Origin of the sequence: Cupriavidus pauculus, from assembly GCF_022179805.1 — a bacterium.
In the GTDB taxonomy this organism is placed as follows: Bacteria; Pseudomonadota; Gammaproteobacteria; order Burkholderiales; family Burkholderiaceae; genus Cupriavidus; species Cupriavidus pauculus_E.
The window spans coordinates 288049-305082 of record NZ_BPUO01000002.1; the positions used below are offsets into that span (position 1 = coordinate 288049).

16 protein-coding genes are annotated in these 17034 nt (G+C 67.0%); 6 read left to right on the plus strand and 10 right to left on the minus strand.

What is annotated here, in order from left to right; all coding sequences use genetic code 11:
* Positions 1-41: 41 nt before the first annotated feature.
* The gene (locus MFF62_RS04940) at positions 42-1262 is read left to right on the plus strand and encodes a DUF3734 domain-containing protein (RefSeq protein ID WP_238260776.1); all 1221 of its coding nucleotides are present in this window, start codon (positions 42-44) and stop codon (positions 1260-1262) included.
* Positions 1263-1307: 45 nt separating this feature from the next.
* On the opposite strand, the gene MFF62_RS04945 is transcribed toward MFF62_RS04940, so the two are convergent.
* The 4 genes from MFF62_RS04945 to MFF62_RS04960 all read right to left on the minus strand — a co-directional run bounded on the left by MFF62_RS04945 (position 1308) and on the right by MFF62_RS04960 (position 4599).
* Entirely contained in the window at positions 1308-2054 is a 747-nt protein-coding gene (locus MFF62_RS04945; RefSeq protein WP_238260777.1) for a response regulator transcription factor, read from the minus strand.
* 282 nt (positions 2055-2336) lie between these two features.
* Positions 2337-3545: an NAD(P)/FAD-dependent oxidoreductase gene (locus tag MFF62_RS04950; RefSeq protein ID WP_238260779.1), complete on the minus strand. Its 1209-nt coding sequence runs from the start codon at positions 3543-3545 to the stop codon at positions 2337-2339.
* 162 nt (positions 3546-3707) lie between these two features.
* Positions 3708-4115 (minus strand): cupin domain-containing protein, encoded by a 408-nt coding sequence (locus tag MFF62_RS04955; RefSeq protein ID WP_238260781.1) that lies wholly within the window; start codon positions 4113-4115, stop codon positions 3708-3710.
* A 4-nt stretch (positions 4116-4119) separates the two neighbouring features.
* Positions 4120-4599, minus strand: a complete 480-nt coding sequence (locus MFF62_RS04960; RefSeq protein ID WP_238260783.1) for a carboxymuconolactone decarboxylase family protein — start codon at positions 4597-4599, stop codon at positions 4120-4122.
* A 409-nt stretch (positions 4600-5008) separates the two neighbouring features.
* On the opposite strand from MFF62_RS04960, the gene flgE reads away from it, so the two are divergent.
* Positions 5009-6232 (plus strand): flagellar hook protein FlgE, encoded by a 1224-nt coding sequence (flgE, locus tag MFF62_RS04965; RefSeq protein ID WP_238260785.1) that lies wholly within the window; start codon positions 5009-5011, stop codon positions 6230-6232.
* Here flgE and pdxR read toward each other — a convergent pair.
* From pdxR to MFF62_RS04985, 4 genes are all read right to left on the minus strand, one after another.
* The gene (gene pdxR / locus MFF62_RS04970) at positions 6189-7736 is read right to left on the minus strand and encodes a MocR-like pyridoxine biosynthesis transcription factor PdxR (protein WP_238260786.1); all 1548 of its coding nucleotides are present in this window, start codon (positions 7734-7736) and stop codon (positions 6189-6191) included. The two genes, flgE and pdxR, sit on opposite strands and share 44 nt — an antisense overlap.
* A gap of 18 nt (positions 7737-7754) precedes the next feature.
* On the minus strand, positions 7755-8255 hold the full coding sequence (locus MFF62_RS04975) for an Ohr family peroxiredoxin (RefSeq protein ID WP_238260788.1): 501 nt from the start codon (positions 8253-8255) through the stop codon (positions 7755-7757).
* Between the two features lie 11 nt (positions 8256-8266).
* Positions 8267-9019, minus strand: coding sequence for an SDR family oxidoreductase (locus tag MFF62_RS04980; RefSeq protein ID WP_238261216.1), 753 nt, complete (start codon positions 9017-9019; stop codon positions 8267-8269).
* 198 nt (positions 9020-9217) lie between these two features.
* Positions 9218-10189, minus strand: a complete 972-nt coding sequence (locus MFF62_RS04985; RefSeq protein WP_238260789.1) for a GlxA family transcriptional regulator — start codon at positions 10187-10189, stop codon at positions 9218-9220.
* A gap of 505 nt (positions 10190-10694) precedes the next feature.
* On the opposite strand from MFF62_RS04985, the gene MFF62_RS04990 reads away from it, so the two are divergent.
* Together MFF62_RS04990 and MFF62_RS04995 are read left to right on the plus strand one after the other, a co-directional pair.
* Positions 10695-11309, plus strand: coding sequence for a flavodoxin family protein (locus MFF62_RS04990; protein ID WP_238260791.1), 615 nt, complete (start codon positions 10695-10697; stop codon positions 11307-11309).
* A gap of 2 nt (positions 11310-11311) precedes the next feature.
* Positions 11312-12073 carry a sensor histidine kinase gene (locus MFF62_RS04995; protein ID WP_238260794.1) on the plus strand — a complete coding sequence of 254 codons (762 nt, stop codon included), beginning with the start codon at positions 11312-11314 and terminating at the stop codon, positions 12071-12073.
* Here MFF62_RS04995 and MFF62_RS05000 read toward each other — a convergent pair.
* On the minus strand, positions 12058-13722 hold the full coding sequence (locus MFF62_RS05000; protein WP_238260796.1) for an FAD-dependent oxidoreductase: 1665 nt from the start codon (positions 13720-13722) through the stop codon (positions 12058-12060). The two genes, MFF62_RS04995 and MFF62_RS05000, sit on opposite strands and share 16 nt — an antisense overlap.
* 168 nt (positions 13723-13890) lie before the next feature.
* Between MFF62_RS05000 and MFF62_RS05005 the strand changes: the two genes are divergently transcribed.
* Together MFF62_RS05005 and MFF62_RS05010 are read left to right on the plus strand one after the other, a co-directional pair.
* Entirely contained in the window at positions 13891-14949 is a 1059-nt protein-coding gene (locus tag MFF62_RS05005; protein WP_238260798.1) for a LysR family transcriptional regulator, read from the plus strand.
* Positions 14946-15824 carry a DMT family transporter gene (locus MFF62_RS05010; RefSeq protein ID WP_238260800.1) on the plus strand — a complete coding sequence of 293 codons (879 nt, stop codon included), beginning with the start codon at positions 14946-14948 and terminating at the stop codon, positions 15822-15824. Before MFF62_RS05005 ends, MFF62_RS05010 begins: the two co-directional genes overlap by 4 nt.
* Before the next feature lie 41 nt (positions 15825-15865).
* On the opposite strand, the gene MFF62_RS05015 is transcribed toward MFF62_RS05010, so the two are convergent.
* The gene (locus MFF62_RS05015) at positions 15866-16912 is read right to left on the minus strand and encodes a porin (RefSeq protein WP_283205314.1); all 1047 of its coding nucleotides are present in this window, start codon (positions 16910-16912) and stop codon (positions 15866-15868) included.
* Between the last annotated feature and the right edge of the window lie 122 nt (positions 16913-17034).

Below are 17034 nucleotides of genomic sequence, written 5' to 3' on the forward strand. Positions count from 1 at the left end.
CCGGGGCGAGGTCGGCCCCGGCCCGGCATACAGGAGCAGACATGTTTCAGCAGAGACAGGACTTGCAGGGTACCTCCGGCGCCGCCACGGTACGCACTGCGGTGGATAGCAACTACGCGGTCAAGGCGCTGGTGCTGCAGGGCGGCGGCGCGCTGGGGTCCTACCAGGCAGGGGTGTACGAGGGCCTGGCCGAAGCCGGCATCGAACCGAACTGGGTGGCCGGCATCTCGATCGGGGCGCTCAATGCGGCGATCATCGCCGGTAATGCGCCCGAGCACCGCGTGGCGCGGCTGCGCGAATTCTGGCGGCATATCTGCCGGCAGCCGTGGCTGCCCAGCCTGGTGCCGTACGAGATCATCGCCGACAGCGCGCAGCACTGGCCAGACCCATTGCGCATCTGGTTCGACGGCATCGAGGCAGCACGCGCGCTCACCGAGGGCCAGAACGGCTTCTTCGCGCCGCGCCTGTGGCCGGCCGGATTTGTCCAGCCCGCCACCGCGCACAGCGCCAGCTACTACGACACGCGGCCGCTGAAGGCCACGCTCGAACGCTTTGCCGATTTCGACCGGATCAACCGGCCCGACGAGATGCGCGTGTCGGTGGGCGCCGTGAACGTGCGCAACGGCAACTTCGCCTACTTCGACAATACGAAGATCCGGCTGCGCGCCGAGCACTTCATGGCGTCGGGCGCGTTGCCGCCGGGTTTTCCGGCCGTGGAGATCGATGGCGAGTATTACTGGGATGGCGGCCTGGTGTCCAACACGCCGCTGCAGGCCATCCTGACCGAGAAGCCGCGCCGCAATGCGCTGATCTTCCAGGTGGACCTGTGGAGCGCGCGCGGGCCGCTGCCCCAGACGCTCGATGCGGTGACCACGCGCCAGAAGGATGTCCAGTATTCCAGCCGCACCCGCTTCATCACCGACATCATGAGCGAGCAGCAGAACTACCGACGCCTGCTCAATGACGTGCTGGCGCTGGTCCCTGAAGCGCAGCGCGAGAGCGATGCCTACCAGCGTGCCGCCGCCTCGGCGTGCGATGCCCGGCGCAACGTGATCCAGCTGATCTACCGCGACAAGTCATTCGAAGGCAGCGCCAAGGACTTCCAGTTCGGCCCGCTGACGATGCGCGAACACTGGAACAGCGGACTCGACGATATCCGCGGCACGCTGCTGCATCCGGAGTGGCTGGCCATGCCGACGCACGAGCATCCGTTCGTCACGCACGATATTCATCGGCGTCACGCCGAGGCCGCCGGTCAGTAGATCACCAGCCAGACCAGCACCCAGGCCACCACCCAGCCCAGCACTTCAAGCCACCATCAGTTGCGGCTGCACCGCGTTCATGCCCGGACGCGGTGTCAGTGCGGACGCCAGCGACGCCGGCGTGGTCAGGGCCAGGAAGGTTGGCTCAGTGGCCGGCTGCAGGCCCAGTTCGATCGCCATCTTCACCAGGTCGGCAAACGTACGTGCAGCCATCTTGCGCATGGCGCGGCTGCGGTGAATCTTGATCGTGACCTCGCTGATGCCGATCTTGCCGGCGATCTGCTTGTTCATGAGCCCCGATACAGCCATCGTCATCACCTCGCGCTCGCGGCCGCTCAGCGTGGCGTAGCGCGCGCGCAGGTCGTCGCCGCATTGCAGCGCGTGGCGCTTGCTGCGGTCCACGGCAATCGCCTCGGTCACGGCGTCCAGGAAATCCTGGTCGCGGAACGGCTTGGGCAGGAAGTCCAGCGCGCCGGCTTTCATGGCCCGCACCGTCATCTCGATGTCGCCATGGCCCGTGATGAACACCACGGGCAGGCACACGCCGCGCCGTTTCAGCTCGCGCTGCACTTCCAGGCCATTGGCTCCGCGCAGGCGCACGTCCATGACCACGCAACCTGGCGCGGCGTCGAACGATGCCGACAGGATGGCATCGGCCGACAGGAACGACCGCGAGCGAATGCCCACCGAGCGCAGCAGGTCGGCCAGCGCGTCGTTCAGGTCAGGATCGTCGTCGACGATGTAGACCACGGGTTCTATGGCTTCGCGGCCGCGGCCTGGCTTGGTTGTCATGGCATTCACGATGGGCTCCGGTATCTCTGCAGGAAGGGAGTGCACTCACCGCGTCTGCCTGCCATGGCATGTTGCGGCGCTATGTTGGAAGTCTAGAAAGCTGGCGATGGCGCAACAAGACACGCAATGTGGAAGCCGCGTTTCCGCGTACGCACCAATCGCCGTTACTAGTCGCCGGTGTCAGCCGCCGGTACCAATTCCGTCAGCCCAAAAAAAGACCGACGCCCCCGGAGGTGGAAGGCGTCGGCCAACGGGACCGAACAATGATCGATACGCGAAGCGCTACGCGTAGGTAATCTCCGGATTGCCGGCCGCGAGTGCCTGTTCGCGGATCGGCGCGGGCGGATAGATCCATTCCGTGTTGATCAGCAGCTTGCGTGCCTTGCCTTCGGCATGGGTCAGCTTGACGTCGCGGTCCCACCCTTCGGTGTACACCGCGCCCCAGGCGCCCAGGTCCAGGCAGGTGGCGTAGAACTCCTGGCGATACGCCTTGGTGGGCAGGCCCAGCAGGTCGGCCGCCACGTTATGGCCCGCAAAGCGGCCCATGAACAGCGCGTGCTGGCACGACATCAGCGAGTAGTGGCCTTCGTCGTCGGTCAGCGCGCGCACCACGTCGCCCGCGCCGAAGATGTCCTTGGCACCCGACACGCGCAGGTCGGGGGTCACTTCCAGGCGGCCCTGGCGATCCACTTCCGGCCCCACCTGCGCGGTCAGCGCGCTGGCCACCATGCCGCCAGTCCAGATCACCGTGGCGGCGTCGATGCGCTCGCCAGTGCCCGTCACCACGCCGCGCGCGTCGAACGACACCACGCCGCCACCCACGCGCGTCTCGATGCCCAGTTGCTCCAGCGCTTCGGTGATCTGCGGGCGCGGGCCGGGGCCCAGGTCGGGACCAATCGCATCGGCACGTTCCACCACCACGATGCGCGGGCGCATCGTGTCGCCGAAGATAGCGCGCAGGCGGTCGGGCAGCTCGGTGGCCACTTCCAGGCCCGTGAAGCCGCCGCCCACCACCACGAACGTATTGCGCGCGGCGGAGTCCGGCTGCGATGCCAGCCCTTCCAGGTGCGCGCGCAGCTTCACGGCCTCGTCGATCTGGTCCACGGCGAACGCGTGCTCGGCCAGGCCCGGCAGGGGCGGACGGAACAGGCGACTGCCGCTGGTCAGCACCATGCGGTCATAGCTCACGGCGGTGGTGCCGCCGGCGGCCAGCGCGATGTCGACGCTGTGATCGCCCGGGTGGATGCGCTCGACGCTGCCTTCGATGAACTTCACGCCCACGCTATCGAGCAGCGGCAGGAACGGCACGGCCATCTGCTCGGGATGCGCTTCGTGCAGGCGCGGACGCACATGCAGCGCGGCCCGGGGCGACACCAGCGTGATCTCGATATCCGCGGCCTTGTCGCCTTGCAGGTCGACAACGCGCGCCGCACCGAGGGCTGTCCAGAGACCGGCGAATCCGCCGCCAACGATCAGGATCTTTCGCTTCATTTTGATGACCTCAACTATTTGTTTGCACAGGAGCACAGGACGAACGTCGCCGGCCGCATGGCAGGTGCCGGCGGAGTCGTGACGGGTGGAACTGCGGTACGGTGGTGCGCGCGGCGGGCGCCCGGAACGGGACGCCCGCCGGCTTTCGGGGGGACGTGGCTGCTACTTCTCCAGCGTCAGGATCGGCGCGCCCTGCTTCTTGATCAGGAACACGATGAACTTGGCCGGCTTGGTCTTGCTGGCGTTGCGTCCGACGGTATGGATGTCGTCCGGGCCTTCATGAAAGGTCTGGCCAGGCTTGAGCGTGACTTCCTTGCCGCCCTTCACGCCCATCACGATGGTGCCTTCGAGCACGTAGATGAAGCCGTGCGCATCGTGGCGATGCACGGGGTCGTAGCCGCCGGGCGGGTACTCCACCATGATCATCTCGACTTCCTTGCCCGGATACTCGGGCAGCGCCTGGGTGGTCAGCGGCGTGACCTTGACCTCGGGCGGCGCGGCACTGGCCGGCTGGGCCAGCATCACGCACGCGGCAGCGGCCACGGCCGCGATGGAAAGGATGCGCCTCATGGCTTCACTCCAGGCCGGCCTTGTCCAGGCCGAACATCTTGTCCAGCGAACCCGGCACCGGGCGGAAGGCCACGTTGAGGCGGTTCCACGCGTTGATCGCGCCCACCTGGAACGTCAGGTCCGACAGTTCCTTTTCCGAGAACTGGCCGCGCACGCGCTCGAAGATGTCATCGGGCACGCCTTGCGCCGGCAGGTTCGTGAGCACCTCGGTCCAGGCCAGTGCCGCGCGCTCGCGCGGCGAGAACAGCGGCGACTCGCGCCAGATGGCCACGTGGTGCAGGCGCAGTTCGCGCTCGCCATGGATCTTGGCCTGCTTGATGTGCATGTCCACGCAGAAGCCGCAGCCATTCAGTTGCGAGGCGCGAACCTCGACCAGTTCGCGAAGATGCTGCTCCAGCGTGGTCTTCTGGAACAGTCCGCCCAGCTCCACGAGCTTCTTGGTCAGTTCCGGCGATTCCTGAAAGTAGTTCAAACGTTGGGTCATGTGTCTCTCCTGCTTGGGCCTTGGGGTTGAAAAGCTCGCCGAACCCAGGACAAGACGTTTTGCCAGGGAACCGCTTGGATTCAATCGTAGTGTGCGGCGCCGCATGCCGGTAGTGCCGCCGTGGTGCCCACTCTGTTGCCGGTTCGACACCAATCGTGCGGCACCCCGCTTCATGACAAGTCCGTCATGTCCGGCGGGCACCGTCGCCAGTCACCGGATCGGGAGGAATTGGACGGACATTCCATGCCTGCTCTCCGGACCAGTGAAGAAACCCGAACTGGACCAGCCAGAAAGCCGCAAAGTGGATCAATCGCGGCCCGACCCCGCTCCCGATAATCGGCTCGCAGTCATGAATGCCGCTGTGGCCGTGACGCATGCAACCGTCAACGTACTGGAACAAGGGGAAACAATGGGATTCGGTCAAGGTGTGAGCGGGCTCAAGGCTGCCGCCACCAATCTGGATGTAATCGGCAACAACATCGCCAACGCCAACACGGTGGGCTTCAAGCAATCGAAGGCGCTGTTCTCTGACGTCTACGCAGGCTCGCGCATTGGCCTGGGCGTGCGCGCCAATTCGGTCGTACAGGCGTTCAGCGGTGGCACGCCCACCTTTACTGGCCGCCAGCTCGACCTGGCCATCAGCAATGGCAACGGGTTCTTTCGCCTGCAGGGCGCCGATGGCGGCGTCTTCTACTCGCGCGACGGCCAACTGCAGCGCCAGGACGATGGCCGCCTGGTGCACCTGGCCACCGGCATGCAGGTGACCGGCTATCCGGCCGGCTCCAACGGCCTGGGCGCGCCGCAGCCGCTGGTGCTCAGCAACGCGCAGATGCCGCCGCGCGCCGCCACGCAGGTCACGGCGCAGATGCAGCTCGATTCGCGCGGCACGGTGCCCGTGAACCCGTTCGCCAGCGCGCCGGGCGCCCTGCCCGACAGCACGATGTTCAACTACCGCAGCCCGGTCGTCGTGCACGACTCGCTCGGTAACGCCAGGCAGCTCAATGCGTACTTTGCCAAGAGCGCCGCGCCCCCGGGCGTGCCCGGCGGCACCGACTGGAACGTCTACGTGACCGACGAGGCCGGCAATACGCTACCCGGCATGCCGGTCACGCTGTCGTTCGACAACGCCGGCGTGATGCAGTCCACCACGCCGGCCAATCCCACGCTGACCCTGGCGGCCCTGAACGGTGCCGCGCCGCTGACCGTGGACTTCGACATGACGGGCACCACGCAATACCGCGCCGACAACGAGACCAAGATGCTGGACGAGGACGGCTACGCGTCGGGCGGGCTGCTGGCCTACTCGATCGAGAAGGACGGCACGATCGTGGGCCGCTTCTCGAACGACAAGACGATGTCGCTGGGCCAGATCGCGATGGCCACGTTCGGCAACCTCGAAGGGCTGAACCCCGAGGGCAACAACATCTGGTCCGCCACCGGCGCTTCGGGCCAGGAACTGCTGGGCGTGGCCGGCGGGTCGATGGGTACGCTCGAAGCCGGCAACGTGGAGGCGTCGAACGTCGACATGTCCGCGCAGCTCGTGGACCTGATCGTCGCCCAGCGCACCTACCAGGCCAACGCCCAGACCATCAAGGCGCAGGATACGGTGCTGCAGACGCTGGTGAACCTTTGATCCGCGGCGAGATCGCGCGCGCTACCTTCATGGCGCCGCGCGCGATCTCGTCCTCGGTGAACGGCGCAAACCCCATCAGCAAGCCCGCCGGCAACCCGGAGCCGGGGGCGGCATACCTGGCCAGCGGCGCCACATCGATACCGGCGTCGCGCAGCAGCCGCACCGTGCCCGGCTCATCCGTGCCCTGGCCCAGCCGCACCGCCACATCCAGGCCGGCATGGATGTCGGGCACCTCGATGACGCCCTGCCAGCGCCGGCGACCATGGTGCACAAACGCCTCGGCGCGCGCCGCGTACAGCCGCTGCGTGCGGCGGATATGCCGGTCGAGGTGCCCTTCCATCATGAAGTGCGCCAGCGCAAGCTGGGACAGCGTATTGGGATGACGCGCCATCAGCGACATCGCCCGCGTGAACGGTTCCACCAGTTGCGGGGGCAACGCCACATAGGCAATGCGCAGCGCCGGTAACAGCAGTTTGCTGAACGTGCCCGCCAGGATCACGCTCGATGTGCCGCCCAGCATGCGCTTGAGCGACGGACCGGGCTGTTCCGCGAAGCGGAAGTCGCTGTCGTGGCTGTCCTCGAAGAGGAACGATCGATAGTCGTGCGCCCATTCCAGGATGGTCTGGCAACGCGGCGCACTCAGCGGCACACCCATCGGCGCATGGCGCGACGGCGTCACGTAGGCCAGCCTTGCATCGGGCACCTGGGCTATCGCGTCGTCCACGCGCATGCCGTCGCCATCGACGCCGACGTCGACCACGCGCACGCCCGCGGCCATGGCAAGCTGCCTGGCGCCCGGATAGCCGGGGTTTTCCATCCAGACGGCATCATCGGGGCGCGTCAGGATGCGCAGGCTGATATCGAACGCCTGCTGCACGCTCGACACCACCACGATTTCGTCTTCGCCGGCCACCACGCCGCGTGCCGTGCGCAGGTACTCGGCAATGGCCTGCCGCAGCGGCCGGGCGCCGCGCGGATCGGCATCGGTCAATTCGGCCATGCGCGACGGCCGCAGCAGGCGCAGGTGCATCGCGCGCCAGGTATCGATCGGAAAGCTGCGCGTGTCGCACCGGTGCGGCGCAAACGCGCGCGGAGCGTCCAGCGAGGTGGACATCGGAAACGCCGGTTCGGCCTCGGCCAGCCGTGCAATCCACGCGCCCGCCACCGGGCGGTCCACTATCGGCTCGGCCGTGTGCTGCACGGCCACCGCAATGCTGGTCTGTAGCTCGGGCAGCGTGACGCACACGCGCGTGTGGCTGCCGGCACTGCTGACCAGATAGCCTTCGGCAATCAGCCGGCCATAGGCGGCCTGCACCGTACCGCGCGCCATGCGGTATTGCGATGCCAGCCGGCGCGAGCTGGGCATGCGGCTGTTCGGCAGGATACGGCGGCTGACGATGGCCTGGCGCAGCGCCTCGTACAGCCATTGTTGCAACGGTTCTCCCGGTGGCCTGGCGTCGAGGGGCAACGACCAGACCACCGGCATCCGGACGGGAGCGGACATCGTTGAATCAGTCTCGAATCAGTCGATGACGCTCACGACGCTGTGTATGCCCTCGCGGGCCATCTTGGCGTAGGGACAAAGCCGCTCGGTGTTGCGCACCAGTTCCTCGGCATCGTGCCGCGCCACACCCGGCATGCGGATGCGGATCTCGGCGATCAGCGCATAGCCGCCGTCCACCGGATCACGGCCGAACGACACTTCCACCGACACCGTGGCATGGGTCATGTCGATCTTCGCGCGCTTGGCCAGCAGGCTCAGGGCACCGTGGAAGCAGGCCGCATAGCCGGCGGCAAACAACTGCTCGGGATTCGTGCCACTGCCAGGGCCACCCAGCGCCGCCGGCAACCGCAGGTCGAGGATGAGATTGCCATCGTCGGACCGGGCAATGCCGGAAGCGCGGCCATGCGCGGCCTCGCCACCGGATACCGTGACGGTCGTGGTGTACAGCGCGGTGAATCCTTGACCCTTGTAGCGATCGAGCAGCGACAGCGGCGGAGGTTGCAACCTCTCGTTATCCATGTTGTCTCCGTCTACTTTTTTGCTTGTTGGCGTACCCAGTCCTCGAAACGGATGTGTCCCAGGCGAGCCTCGCCTTCCGGCACGAGCGTGCCTTCCTGCAGCGTGGCACCGAAATACGGCGCGGCGGCGTCGCCCTCGACCTTGCGCGGGTCGCCCATGGCCACCAGGTAGCGCTGCACCAGATCGTCCATGCGGAAACGCTCGGGGCCGGCGATGTCGAACTTGCCGTTGACCGGTGCGGCCAGCGCGGCATCGGCCACGGCCTGCGCCACGTCGTCGGAGGATATCGGCTGGATGGACGCCGTCGTCAGCGTGATGGTGTTGGCCTCTCCGGCCGACTGCGCGATGCCGCCCAGGAACTCCAGGAACTGCGTGGAGCGCACGATCGTGTACGGAATGCCCGCGTTGCGGATCAGCGCTTCCTGCGCGTTCTTGGCGCGGAAGTAGCCGCTCTGCTCCAGCTTGTCGGTACCCACCACCGACAGCGCCACATGGTGCGTCACACCGGCGGCCTTCTCGGCTGCCGCGAGGTTGCGGCCCGAGGTCTCGAAGAAGTGCAGCACGGCCTGGTCTTCGAACGACGGCGAATTGGCCACGTCCACCACTACCTGCGCGCCAGCCAGTGCCGGCGCAAGGCCTTCGCCCGTCAGCGCGTTCACGCCAGTGCCCGGCGAGGCGGCCAGTACTTCGTGTCCCTGCGCGGCAAGCAGCGCCACCACTTTCTTGCCGATCAGGCCGGTGCCCCCTATGACAACGATTTTCATCATGCAATCTCCATGCTCAGGTTGTGGATGTATTTCCACATGCTTGCATGCTAGGTCCCACCGCCCGCCGGCACCAGACCGGCGCCGAACGCACAATGTTTCCTGTTTTGCATCAATCGAATCGGCGGGGCTGAAACGGGCCGCGGCGGGCCAGGGCGGGACGCACCGGACACCGGTGCGCGGGGTGCAGGCGGGGGCCTAGCGGTTGACCTTCAGGCGGTATTCGCTGGGCGACAGCCCGAAATGGCGCTGGAACGTCACACGCATGCGCTCCTCGCTGCCAAAGCCGCAGTCGCGCGCAATCACTTCGATGGGGCGGCTCAGGTCCTGCAGTTGGCGCCGTGCGGCTTCCATCCTGAAATGCTCGACACCCTTGGCCGGCGTGCGGCCGGTCTTTTCCTTGTAGACGCGGGCAAAGTTGCGGGGGCTCATGCCCACGTGCTCGGCCAGTTGCTCGACCGACAGTTCCTCTTTCGACAGGTTCTGCACGATCCACAGGTGCAGCGACTCGAACACGGGCACCTGGCGGCTCTGCGAGATCAGGATCTCGCTCAACTGCGGCTGGGCACCAGGCCGCTTCATATAGACCGCCAGTTCCTTGGCCGCGTTGAGCGCCACCTCGTGGCCGTAGTCGGCCTCCACCATGGCCAGCGCCAGGTCGATGCCGGTGGTCACGCCGGCCGACGTCCACAGGTTCTGCTGCCGCACGAAGATGGCGTCCGGATCGAGGTCCACGGTAGGAAACAGTTCGCGGAACCGGTCCAGCATGGCCCAGTGGGTGGTGGCGCGCCGTCCGTCGAGCAGGCCGGCGAACGCCAGCAGGAACGCGCCGCTGCACACCGACGCCATGCGCCGGATACGCGTGGACGCCCCGGCCAGCCAGTCGATCAGCGCGGTCTCGTTCTTCGCCACTTCGAGGATGGTGGGAGACCCCGGCACGATCACGGTATCGATCAGCCGCATGTCGAACGACTGCAGCGACACCGAATCCATGGCCGTGCCTTCCACGGTCGACACCATGCCGCCGCCGAAGCTGGTGGTATGGCACCGGTAGCCGGCCATGCCACGGGCACGCGCGTAGTTGGAGGCGGCCCAGAACACGGTCTGGGGCCCGGCGAGGTCGAGCAGGCTCACGTCGGGATATGCCACGAACAGGATGTTGCGCGGCATGTCTTCAATGTTTCCCGAAGGAGGGGGCGATGGATTCTGAAGCATGGAAGGTCGTGCAGTAATCGAGCGATGCTAAGTCAATGGGGCAATCGCACGCAAGTTTGCACTCCAGCCGTGTCAGCACGACGCGCGCGCGCTGCTGCATTGCAACAGCGGCCCCGGTCCTTGCCCGTCGCGCCCGCTGTAAGCCGGACAAGCGCTGCGGCATGCAGCGAGGCGTGGGCAATGCGGTCATCGTTCGGCTCCCGTATGTCAGCGACAAGACAAGGGGAGCGAGTCTAGTGAGCCGGCGGCCTTGTCACAAGACGGCAAACGGAGCGACGAAGTTTCCCCAAACGCACCAATCGCGTACAGCGGTGGTGCGGTGGGCAGCACCGGGCTGGCAGTCTGGCAGAAAAAACGGGAACGTCGTCATTTACTGCATATTAAGCGCTTATTAACATCCTTTGGAGTCCGGCCAAGGGGTGTTGTGCATGCCGGCAGTCAATCCAACAGCGAGAAAAAAATGACTCACGTAGTACGCGTAGCCGTGGTGTTCCACAGCGGCTATGGCCACACGCGCAAACAGGCCGAAGCGGTGCACGCCGGCGCTGGCAGCGTGATGGGAGTGCAAAGCACGCTGGTCCCGGTGGAGGATGTCGACGCCCACTGGGACCATCTCGACCACGCGGACGCCATCATCTTTGGCGCGCCCACCTATATGGGCAGCGCGTCGGCACCGTTCAAGGCGTTCATGGACGCCTCGGCGCAGACGGTGTTCGCCCGGGGCGCCTGGAAGGACAAGGTGGCCGCCGGCTTCACCAATGCGGCATCGCGCTCGGGCGACAAGCTCAATACGCTGCAGCAACTGGCGATCTTCGCCGCGCAGCAGGGCATGCACTGGGTCAACCTGGGCCTGCCGCCGGGACACAACAATTCGACGTCGAACGAAGATTCCATGAATCGCCATGGCTACTTCCTTGGCGCCGCCGCCCAGTCCGATGCCGACGTCAATGCCGACCAGGGCGCCACCGCTGCCGACCTGAAGACATCCGCCTACCTGGGCGCACGCGTGGCCCGCGTGGCGCTGCAACTGGCGGCGGGACGCTCCGAACTGGCCAAGACCGTGTTGACCGTCTAGCCATGCAAGCCGGGGACGATCCGCACGACCAACGCAACCAAAGCGACCAAAGCGACCCGGCGCACGCCAACCGGCTGGCGCTGCTGGGACGTTGCGTGGCCATGATCGTCCACGACGCGGCGCAACCGGTGGCATCGGTGGCCACACGGGGCCAGTCGGCGCTGCGCTGGCTGCGGCACGATCCGCCGGACATCGACGCGGCGGTGGCATCACTGGAACGGCTGGTGGCCGACGCCGAGCGCGCGGGCGCGTTGCTGGCCGAACTGCGCGCGCTGGCGTCGCCCGTGGCCCGGCCACGGCAAGCAGTGCCGCTGGCTGCGCTGCTGCGCGACACGCTGCACTGGCTCGACGACGACCTGCGTACGCATGGCATCGACGTCTCGGCAGACCTGCACGACGACGGCGGTGCCGTCATGGCCGAACGTGCCGCGCTGCAGCAGTTGTTCGTCAACCTCGTGGTCAACGCCATCGAGGCCATGGCCGACACGCCGCCCGACGCGCGCCAGCTGACGGTAGCGCTGTCGGCGCACGCGGATGCGTATGTGGTGGCCATCAGCGATCACGGTTGCGGCATCGCGGCGGACGCCGCGCCGCTGTTGTTCGAAGCGTTCTACACGACCAAGGAAGCAGGCATGGGCATGGGACTGGCGATCTGCCACCGGATCGCGACCGAACACGGCGGCGGCATCCACGCGGAGCACTGCGCGGGAGGCGGCGCACGCTTTGTGGTGCGCCTGCCCCGCACCGCTCAGGCCGCGTCCTGAGCGGCGGCCAGATAGCCGTGGATCTGCGACACCACCGCCGCGCCCTCGCCAACCGCCGTTGCCACGCGCTTGGTGGAGCCCGACCGCACGTCGCCGATGGCAAAGATGCCCGGCACGCCGGTTTCCAGCGTATGGGTGGCCAGCCCGGCCTGCATGCCGGTCAACACGAAGCCCTTGGCATCGACGCCGACATGACAACCGCCCAGCCATGCCGTATTCGGCTCCGCGCCCGTGAACAGGAACACATGCCGTACCGCCATGGCCGTCTCCACGCCAGTGTCGCGATGCCGCAGCACGGCGCCGTCCAGTTGGGTATCCCCGGTCAGGCTCGTCAGTTCCGTGCGCGCATGCACGGTGATATTGGGCTGCGCGCCGATGCGGTCGATCAGGTAGCGCGACATGCTGGCGTCCAGGCTCTCGCCCCGGATCACCACATGCACGTGCGCGGCATGGGTGCCCAGGAACACCGCCGCCTGGCCCGCCGAGTTGCCGCCGCCCACGAGGATCACCTCGCGCCCGGCACAGAGCCGCGCTTCCACCGGCGAGGCCCAGTAGTAGACGCCTCGGCCCTCGAATTCGGCGCGGCGCGGAATCGGTGGCCGGCGGTACGCGGCGCCACTGGCGACGATCACGGTGCGTGCCTGCACGGTATCGCCGGCACGCGTGCGCAGCCGGTGCACCGCACCGCAGTCGAGCCGTTCGATCTCGACCGGACACGCGATGTGCGCGCCAAACTTTTGCGCCTGCGCGTAGGCATTGGTGGTCAGCGTATGACCCGAGATGCCGGCCGGGAAACCGAGGTAGTTCTCGATGCGCGCGCTGGCACCAGCCTGGCCGCCGGGCGCCAGTGCATCGAGCACGATCACGCGCAGGCCCTCCGACGCCGCGTACACCGCCGACGCCAAGCCAGCCGGGCCGGCGCCGATGATCGCCACGTCATAGATGTGACTGGTGTCGATCCGTGGCAGCAGGCCCAGGCACGACAGCACCTGCATGGTGTCGGGGCGCCGCAGCACGGTGCCATTGGGGCAGATGACCAGCGGCAGGTCCGCATCGTGGGCGTCGAACCTGGCCGGCACGGCGGCCGACTCGGCATCGGCGTCGATGTCGACGATGGAATACGGGTAGTTGTTGCGGCGCAGGAGCGCCTGCAGGTCGAGCATGGCCGGATCGCCGCCCCGGCCAATCAGCGTGGGCCCGCGCCCGCGCTGGATCAGCGCGGTACGGCGCTGCATCATCGCCTGCATGATGACCTCGCCCAGCGTGGCTTCGGCCACCACCAGCGAACGCAGGCACGACGGACGCACGACCAGCGCGCGCACGTCCTCCACCGCGATGCCGTCGACCAGTTCGGGCGTGCCCGAAAGCTGGCCGATCTCGGCCAGGAAGTTGCCGGGGCCGTGTTCCACCACCAGCGCGCTGTCACCGATGCCGTCGCGCTGCACGATGTGCACGCGGCCTTCGAGCACCAGGATCAGGCCCATGGCCGGATCGCCGGTGCGCACCACGAGTTCGCCCGCGCGCCACGACTGCTCGCGGCCATAGGGCGCGATACGCGCGATGTCGGCGTCGGAGAGTCGCGGGTACATCTGGAGCCGGTTCATCGGCGCCACCGGCGCGGCGGCGGGAGCGTGTTCGGAGGGTTGCATGACTGACGATGCCGTGGTGGTTTTTACTGGACTGCAGCGTAGCAGCCGGCACCGGGAAACTTCAGTCATGCCACGGGTTGACCGCATACGACCTGGGTATGACGGCATGGGCCGAATGAACGATAGAGGGAAGTGCCGATCTTGGGGAATGCCATGGGGAAAGTAGAAATGGAAGCGACGCCGCCGGACGACCAGTCGGACCGCAATTTCCGGCTCAGCCTGCCGAACCGCGCCGATGCGCTGTCGACCAGCTTTGCCGCGAGCTACGCGGGCATCATGGCGTTCATGGCCGTGGCCAGCGAGGGTAGCTTCGCAAAAGCCGGCGAGCGCCTGGGGATCGGCCGCTCGGCGGTCAGCCGCAACGTGCAGAAGCTGGAAACGCAACTGAGCACCCGGCTGTTCCTGCGCACCACGCGCACCACGCAGCTGACGCGCGAGGGCCAGCGCTTCTTCGACAACTGCCACCAGGGCGTCACGCACATCGTCGAGGCGATGAACGACATGCTGGAGCTGCGCCAGGGCCCGCCGCGCGGCCTGGTGCGCATCAGCTCCACGGTCGGCTTCGGCCGGAAGATCGTGGCACCGCTGCTGGACAAGTTCGTGAAGGCGTATCCGGACATCGCCATCGACCTGCTGCTTGACGACCGGCCCACCGACTTCGCGTCGGAACAGATCGACGTGGCGTTCCGCAACGGCCGCAACGAGGACTCCAGCATCATCGCCAAGCAGCTGATCCCGATGCAGATGGCGTTGTGCGCGGCGCCGTCCTACGTGGCCCGGCACGGGCTGCCGCAGACACTGGACGACCTGGCGCAGCATGAATGCATCAACTTCCGCTTTGCCAGCGGGCGCGTGTTCGAATGGGAGTTCAAGGTGGACGGCATCGTGCGCAAGTTCATGCCGCGCGCCCGCATGACGTTCAACGACGCCGACCTGGTGCTGCACGCCGTGCTTGAAGGCTGGGGCATCGCCCAGATGGCCAGCTACCAGATCTGCGATCACCTGGCGCGCGGCGAACTGGTCAGCGCGCTGGCGCGGCACGCGCCCGACGACCGCGGCCACTACATCTGCTACCTGAGCCGCCAGCATCTACCCACCCGCATCCGGGTCTTCATCGACTTCATGACCGAACACATCCGCGCTCTCAACCTGAACTGCATGACCGATTTCAACGTGGAAGCCGACGCCAACGACGACGCTGCACCGGCGCTGGGAGCCGTGGCATGACGCTGGCCGCCTGGCTGTGCGCCGCTGGCGCAATCGTACTGTGGGCGTCGTTCGCGACGCTGGTGTCGCATGCCCCCGACGTGCCGCCGATGTTGCTCACGGGGCTGGCACTATGCCTGGGCAGTGCCACGTGCCTGCATCGCGTGCGCGACTGGCGCGTGCCGCCGCGCACGCTGGCCTTCGGCGTGGCCTGCCTGTTCGTCTACAACGCGGGATTGATCATGGCGTTCCGGTTGGCCCCGATTGCCGAGGCCAACCTGATCAACTACCTCTGGCCGCTGATCCTGGTGCTGCTGGGCACCACGGTGTGGCGCGGCGTCGATTGCGCGGCCAAGCTCGCGGGCGCCCTGCTCGGCTTTGGCGGCTGCTTGATCGCCATTACCTCCGGCACCGGCACGCTCACGTTCAACGCGGCCCACGCCACTCATCTGGCCGGCTATGGCATGGCACTGCTGGCCGCCATCGTATGGGCGGTCTACTCGCTGGGCGCGCGCTGGCTGCCGCCGTTCTCGTCGTGGGCCGTCGGCGGCTTCTGCCTGGGCGCCGGCCTGCTGGCCATCGCCAGCCACTTCCTGTTCGAGCCGCGCTACGCGCTCACGGGCAATGACATGGCATGGGTGCTGGCCATCGGCCTGGGTCCGCTCGGCATCTCGTTCGTGCTGTGGGATCGCGCGATGCGCCTGGGCAACGCCGCGCAGATCGGCATTCTCGGCTACAGCACCCCGGTGCTGTCGATGCTGTGCCTGGCGCTGGCCGGCAAGGTCACCGGACGCGACTGGTCGCCGATCTTCGTCGCCTGCACGCTGATCGTGGCCGGCGTGGCGCTGGCATCGGTGGGGCCGGTGCTGTGGCGCCGGACGGTGCGGCAAGGCTAGGGGAATGGGGCGGGATGCACCCGCCCCGGGATGGCCAGCGATCAGAAGCGATGCCGCAGGCCGATGCTGATCGACCGCGCGTCATCACCACTGCCCGGATCGATGGCGATGCTGTTGTTGGTCACGCTGCCGCCCGGGCTGTTATGGACGTAGACCGCACGCAGGTAGGCCGTGGTGCGCTTGCTGAGGTCGTGATCCCAACCCAGCGTCATGCTCCACGGCCGTTCGCCGCCGCCCAGTATCTGGCGCTTGATCGCCACCGCCTTGAACGTGTCCTTCTGCGTCACGTTCCAGCTGAAGGTCACGCCGTAGTGGCGGGCCACCCGCGTATTGGCCAGCCGGCTGCTGGCCTGCGCGAACAGCACCCCCAACTCCACCGGCTTGAACCGGTAGGACCCGCCCAGGAAGTGGTTCGACGTCAGCGCCGTGGGCACCTGCGGCACGTTGGTGCCGGTGTACATGCCCTGGTAGCTGTAGAACGCGTAGGCGTTGCCGGCCTCGTACATCGCGTTCATGCCAAAGTTGGTGCCCGAGCGCGGGTTGCCCGGCACCTCGCCGGGCGCCACGGCGGCACCTACCGTCAGCCCGCCCCAGCTTGGCGAGAAGTACTGCACGGCATTGTCGAAGCGCGCGCCATAGGCGACATGCCCGGTCCCCTGCGATGCCGTGGCACTGAGCAGGTTGAATGGCGAGACCATGCCGTTCAGCAGGAACGGGTCCAGCCTCAGCAAGGCGTAGAACGACGGCGTGTACTGTCGGCCCAGGCGGATTTCGCCCCAGGTGTCGTTGGACAGCCCCAACCACGACTGCCGGCCAAACAGCCGGCCATTGCCGAAGAATTCGGCGCCGGTATCGATATTGAAACCGGACTCGATCAGGAAGTTGGCCTTGGTGCCACCGCCCAGGTCCTCGATGCCGCGCAGGCCCCAGCGCGATGCCGCCTGCTGGCCCTCGCGCATGCGCACCACGCTTTGCGAGCCCTTGGCATATTCGATCGATGCGTCGACCACGCCGAACAACTGCATTGTCATGGCCATCGCGCTGCCGCAGGTCAGTACCAGACCCGCGCCGACGACGTATCGCGCGATACCGCGCCGGCTGCCCTTCCCACTGTTTGCGTCACTGCTCCTCTCGCTGCTGCTCCGATTGCTCACGCTGCTGTCTCCCGTTCTGTTTGTTTTCTTTATGTGTGTCGTATGTGCCTGTGTGC

Excerpts from the sequence above, each read along its gene's own strand:
- MFF62_RS04985 (WP_238260789.1), bottom strand. The coding sequence starts at position 10,189 with ATGCCGCGCAACATCCTGTTCGTGGCATATCCCGACGTGAGCCTGCTC.
- MFF62_RS04980 (WP_238261216.1), bottom strand. The coding sequence starts at position 9,019 with ATGAAAATCGTTGTCATAGGGGGCACCGGCCTGATCGGCAAGAAAGTG.
- pdxR (WP_238260786.1), bottom strand. The coding sequence starts at position 7,736 with ATGTCCGCTCCCGTCCGGATGCCGGTGGTCTGGTCGTTGCCCCTCGAC.
- MFF62_RS04940 (WP_238260776.1), top strand. The coding sequence starts at position 42 with ATGTTTCAGCAGAGACAGGACTTGCAGGGTACCTCCGGCGCCGCCACG.
- MFF62_RS04975 (WP_238260788.1), bottom strand. The coding sequence starts at position 8,255 with ATGGATAACGAGAGGTTGCAACCTCCGCCGCTGTCGCTGCTCGATCGC.
- flgE (WP_238260785.1), top strand. The coding sequence starts at position 5,009 with ATGGGATTCGGTCAAGGTGTGAGCGGGCTCAAGGCTGCCGCCACCAAT.
- MFF62_RS04955 (WP_238260781.1), bottom strand. The coding sequence starts at position 4,115 with ATGAGGCGCATCCTTTCCATCGCGGCCGTGGCCGCTGCCGCGTGCGTG.
- MFF62_RS05000 (WP_238260796.1), bottom strand. The coding sequence starts at position 13,722 with ATGCAACCCTCCGAACACGCTCCCGCCGCCGCGCCGGTGGCGCCGATG.
- MFF62_RS04995 (WP_238260794.1), top strand. The coding sequence starts at position 11,312 with ATGCAAGCCGGGGACGATCCGCACGACCAACGCAACCAAAGCGACCAA.
- MFF62_RS04990 (WP_238260791.1), top strand. The coding sequence starts at position 10,695 with ATGACTCACGTAGTACGCGTAGCCGTGGTGTTCCACAGCGGCTATGGC.
- MFF62_RS05005 (WP_238260798.1), top strand. The coding sequence starts at position 13,891 with ATGGAAGCGACGCCGCCGGACGACCAGTCGGACCGCAATTTCCGGCTC.
- MFF62_RS05010 (WP_238260800.1), top strand. The coding sequence starts at position 14,946 with ATGACGCTGGCCGCCTGGCTGTGCGCCGCTGGCGCAATCGTACTGTGG.
- MFF62_RS04945 (WP_238260777.1), bottom strand. The coding sequence starts at position 2,054 with ATGACAACCAAGCCAGGCCGCGGCCGCGAAGCCATAGAACCCGTGGTC.
- MFF62_RS04950 (WP_238260779.1), bottom strand. The coding sequence starts at position 3,545 with ATGAAGCGAAAGATCCTGATCGTTGGCGGCGGATTCGCCGGTCTCTGG.
- MFF62_RS04960 (WP_238260783.1), bottom strand. The coding sequence starts at position 4,599 with ATGACCCAACGTTTGAACTACTTTCAGGAATCGCCGGAACTGACCAAG.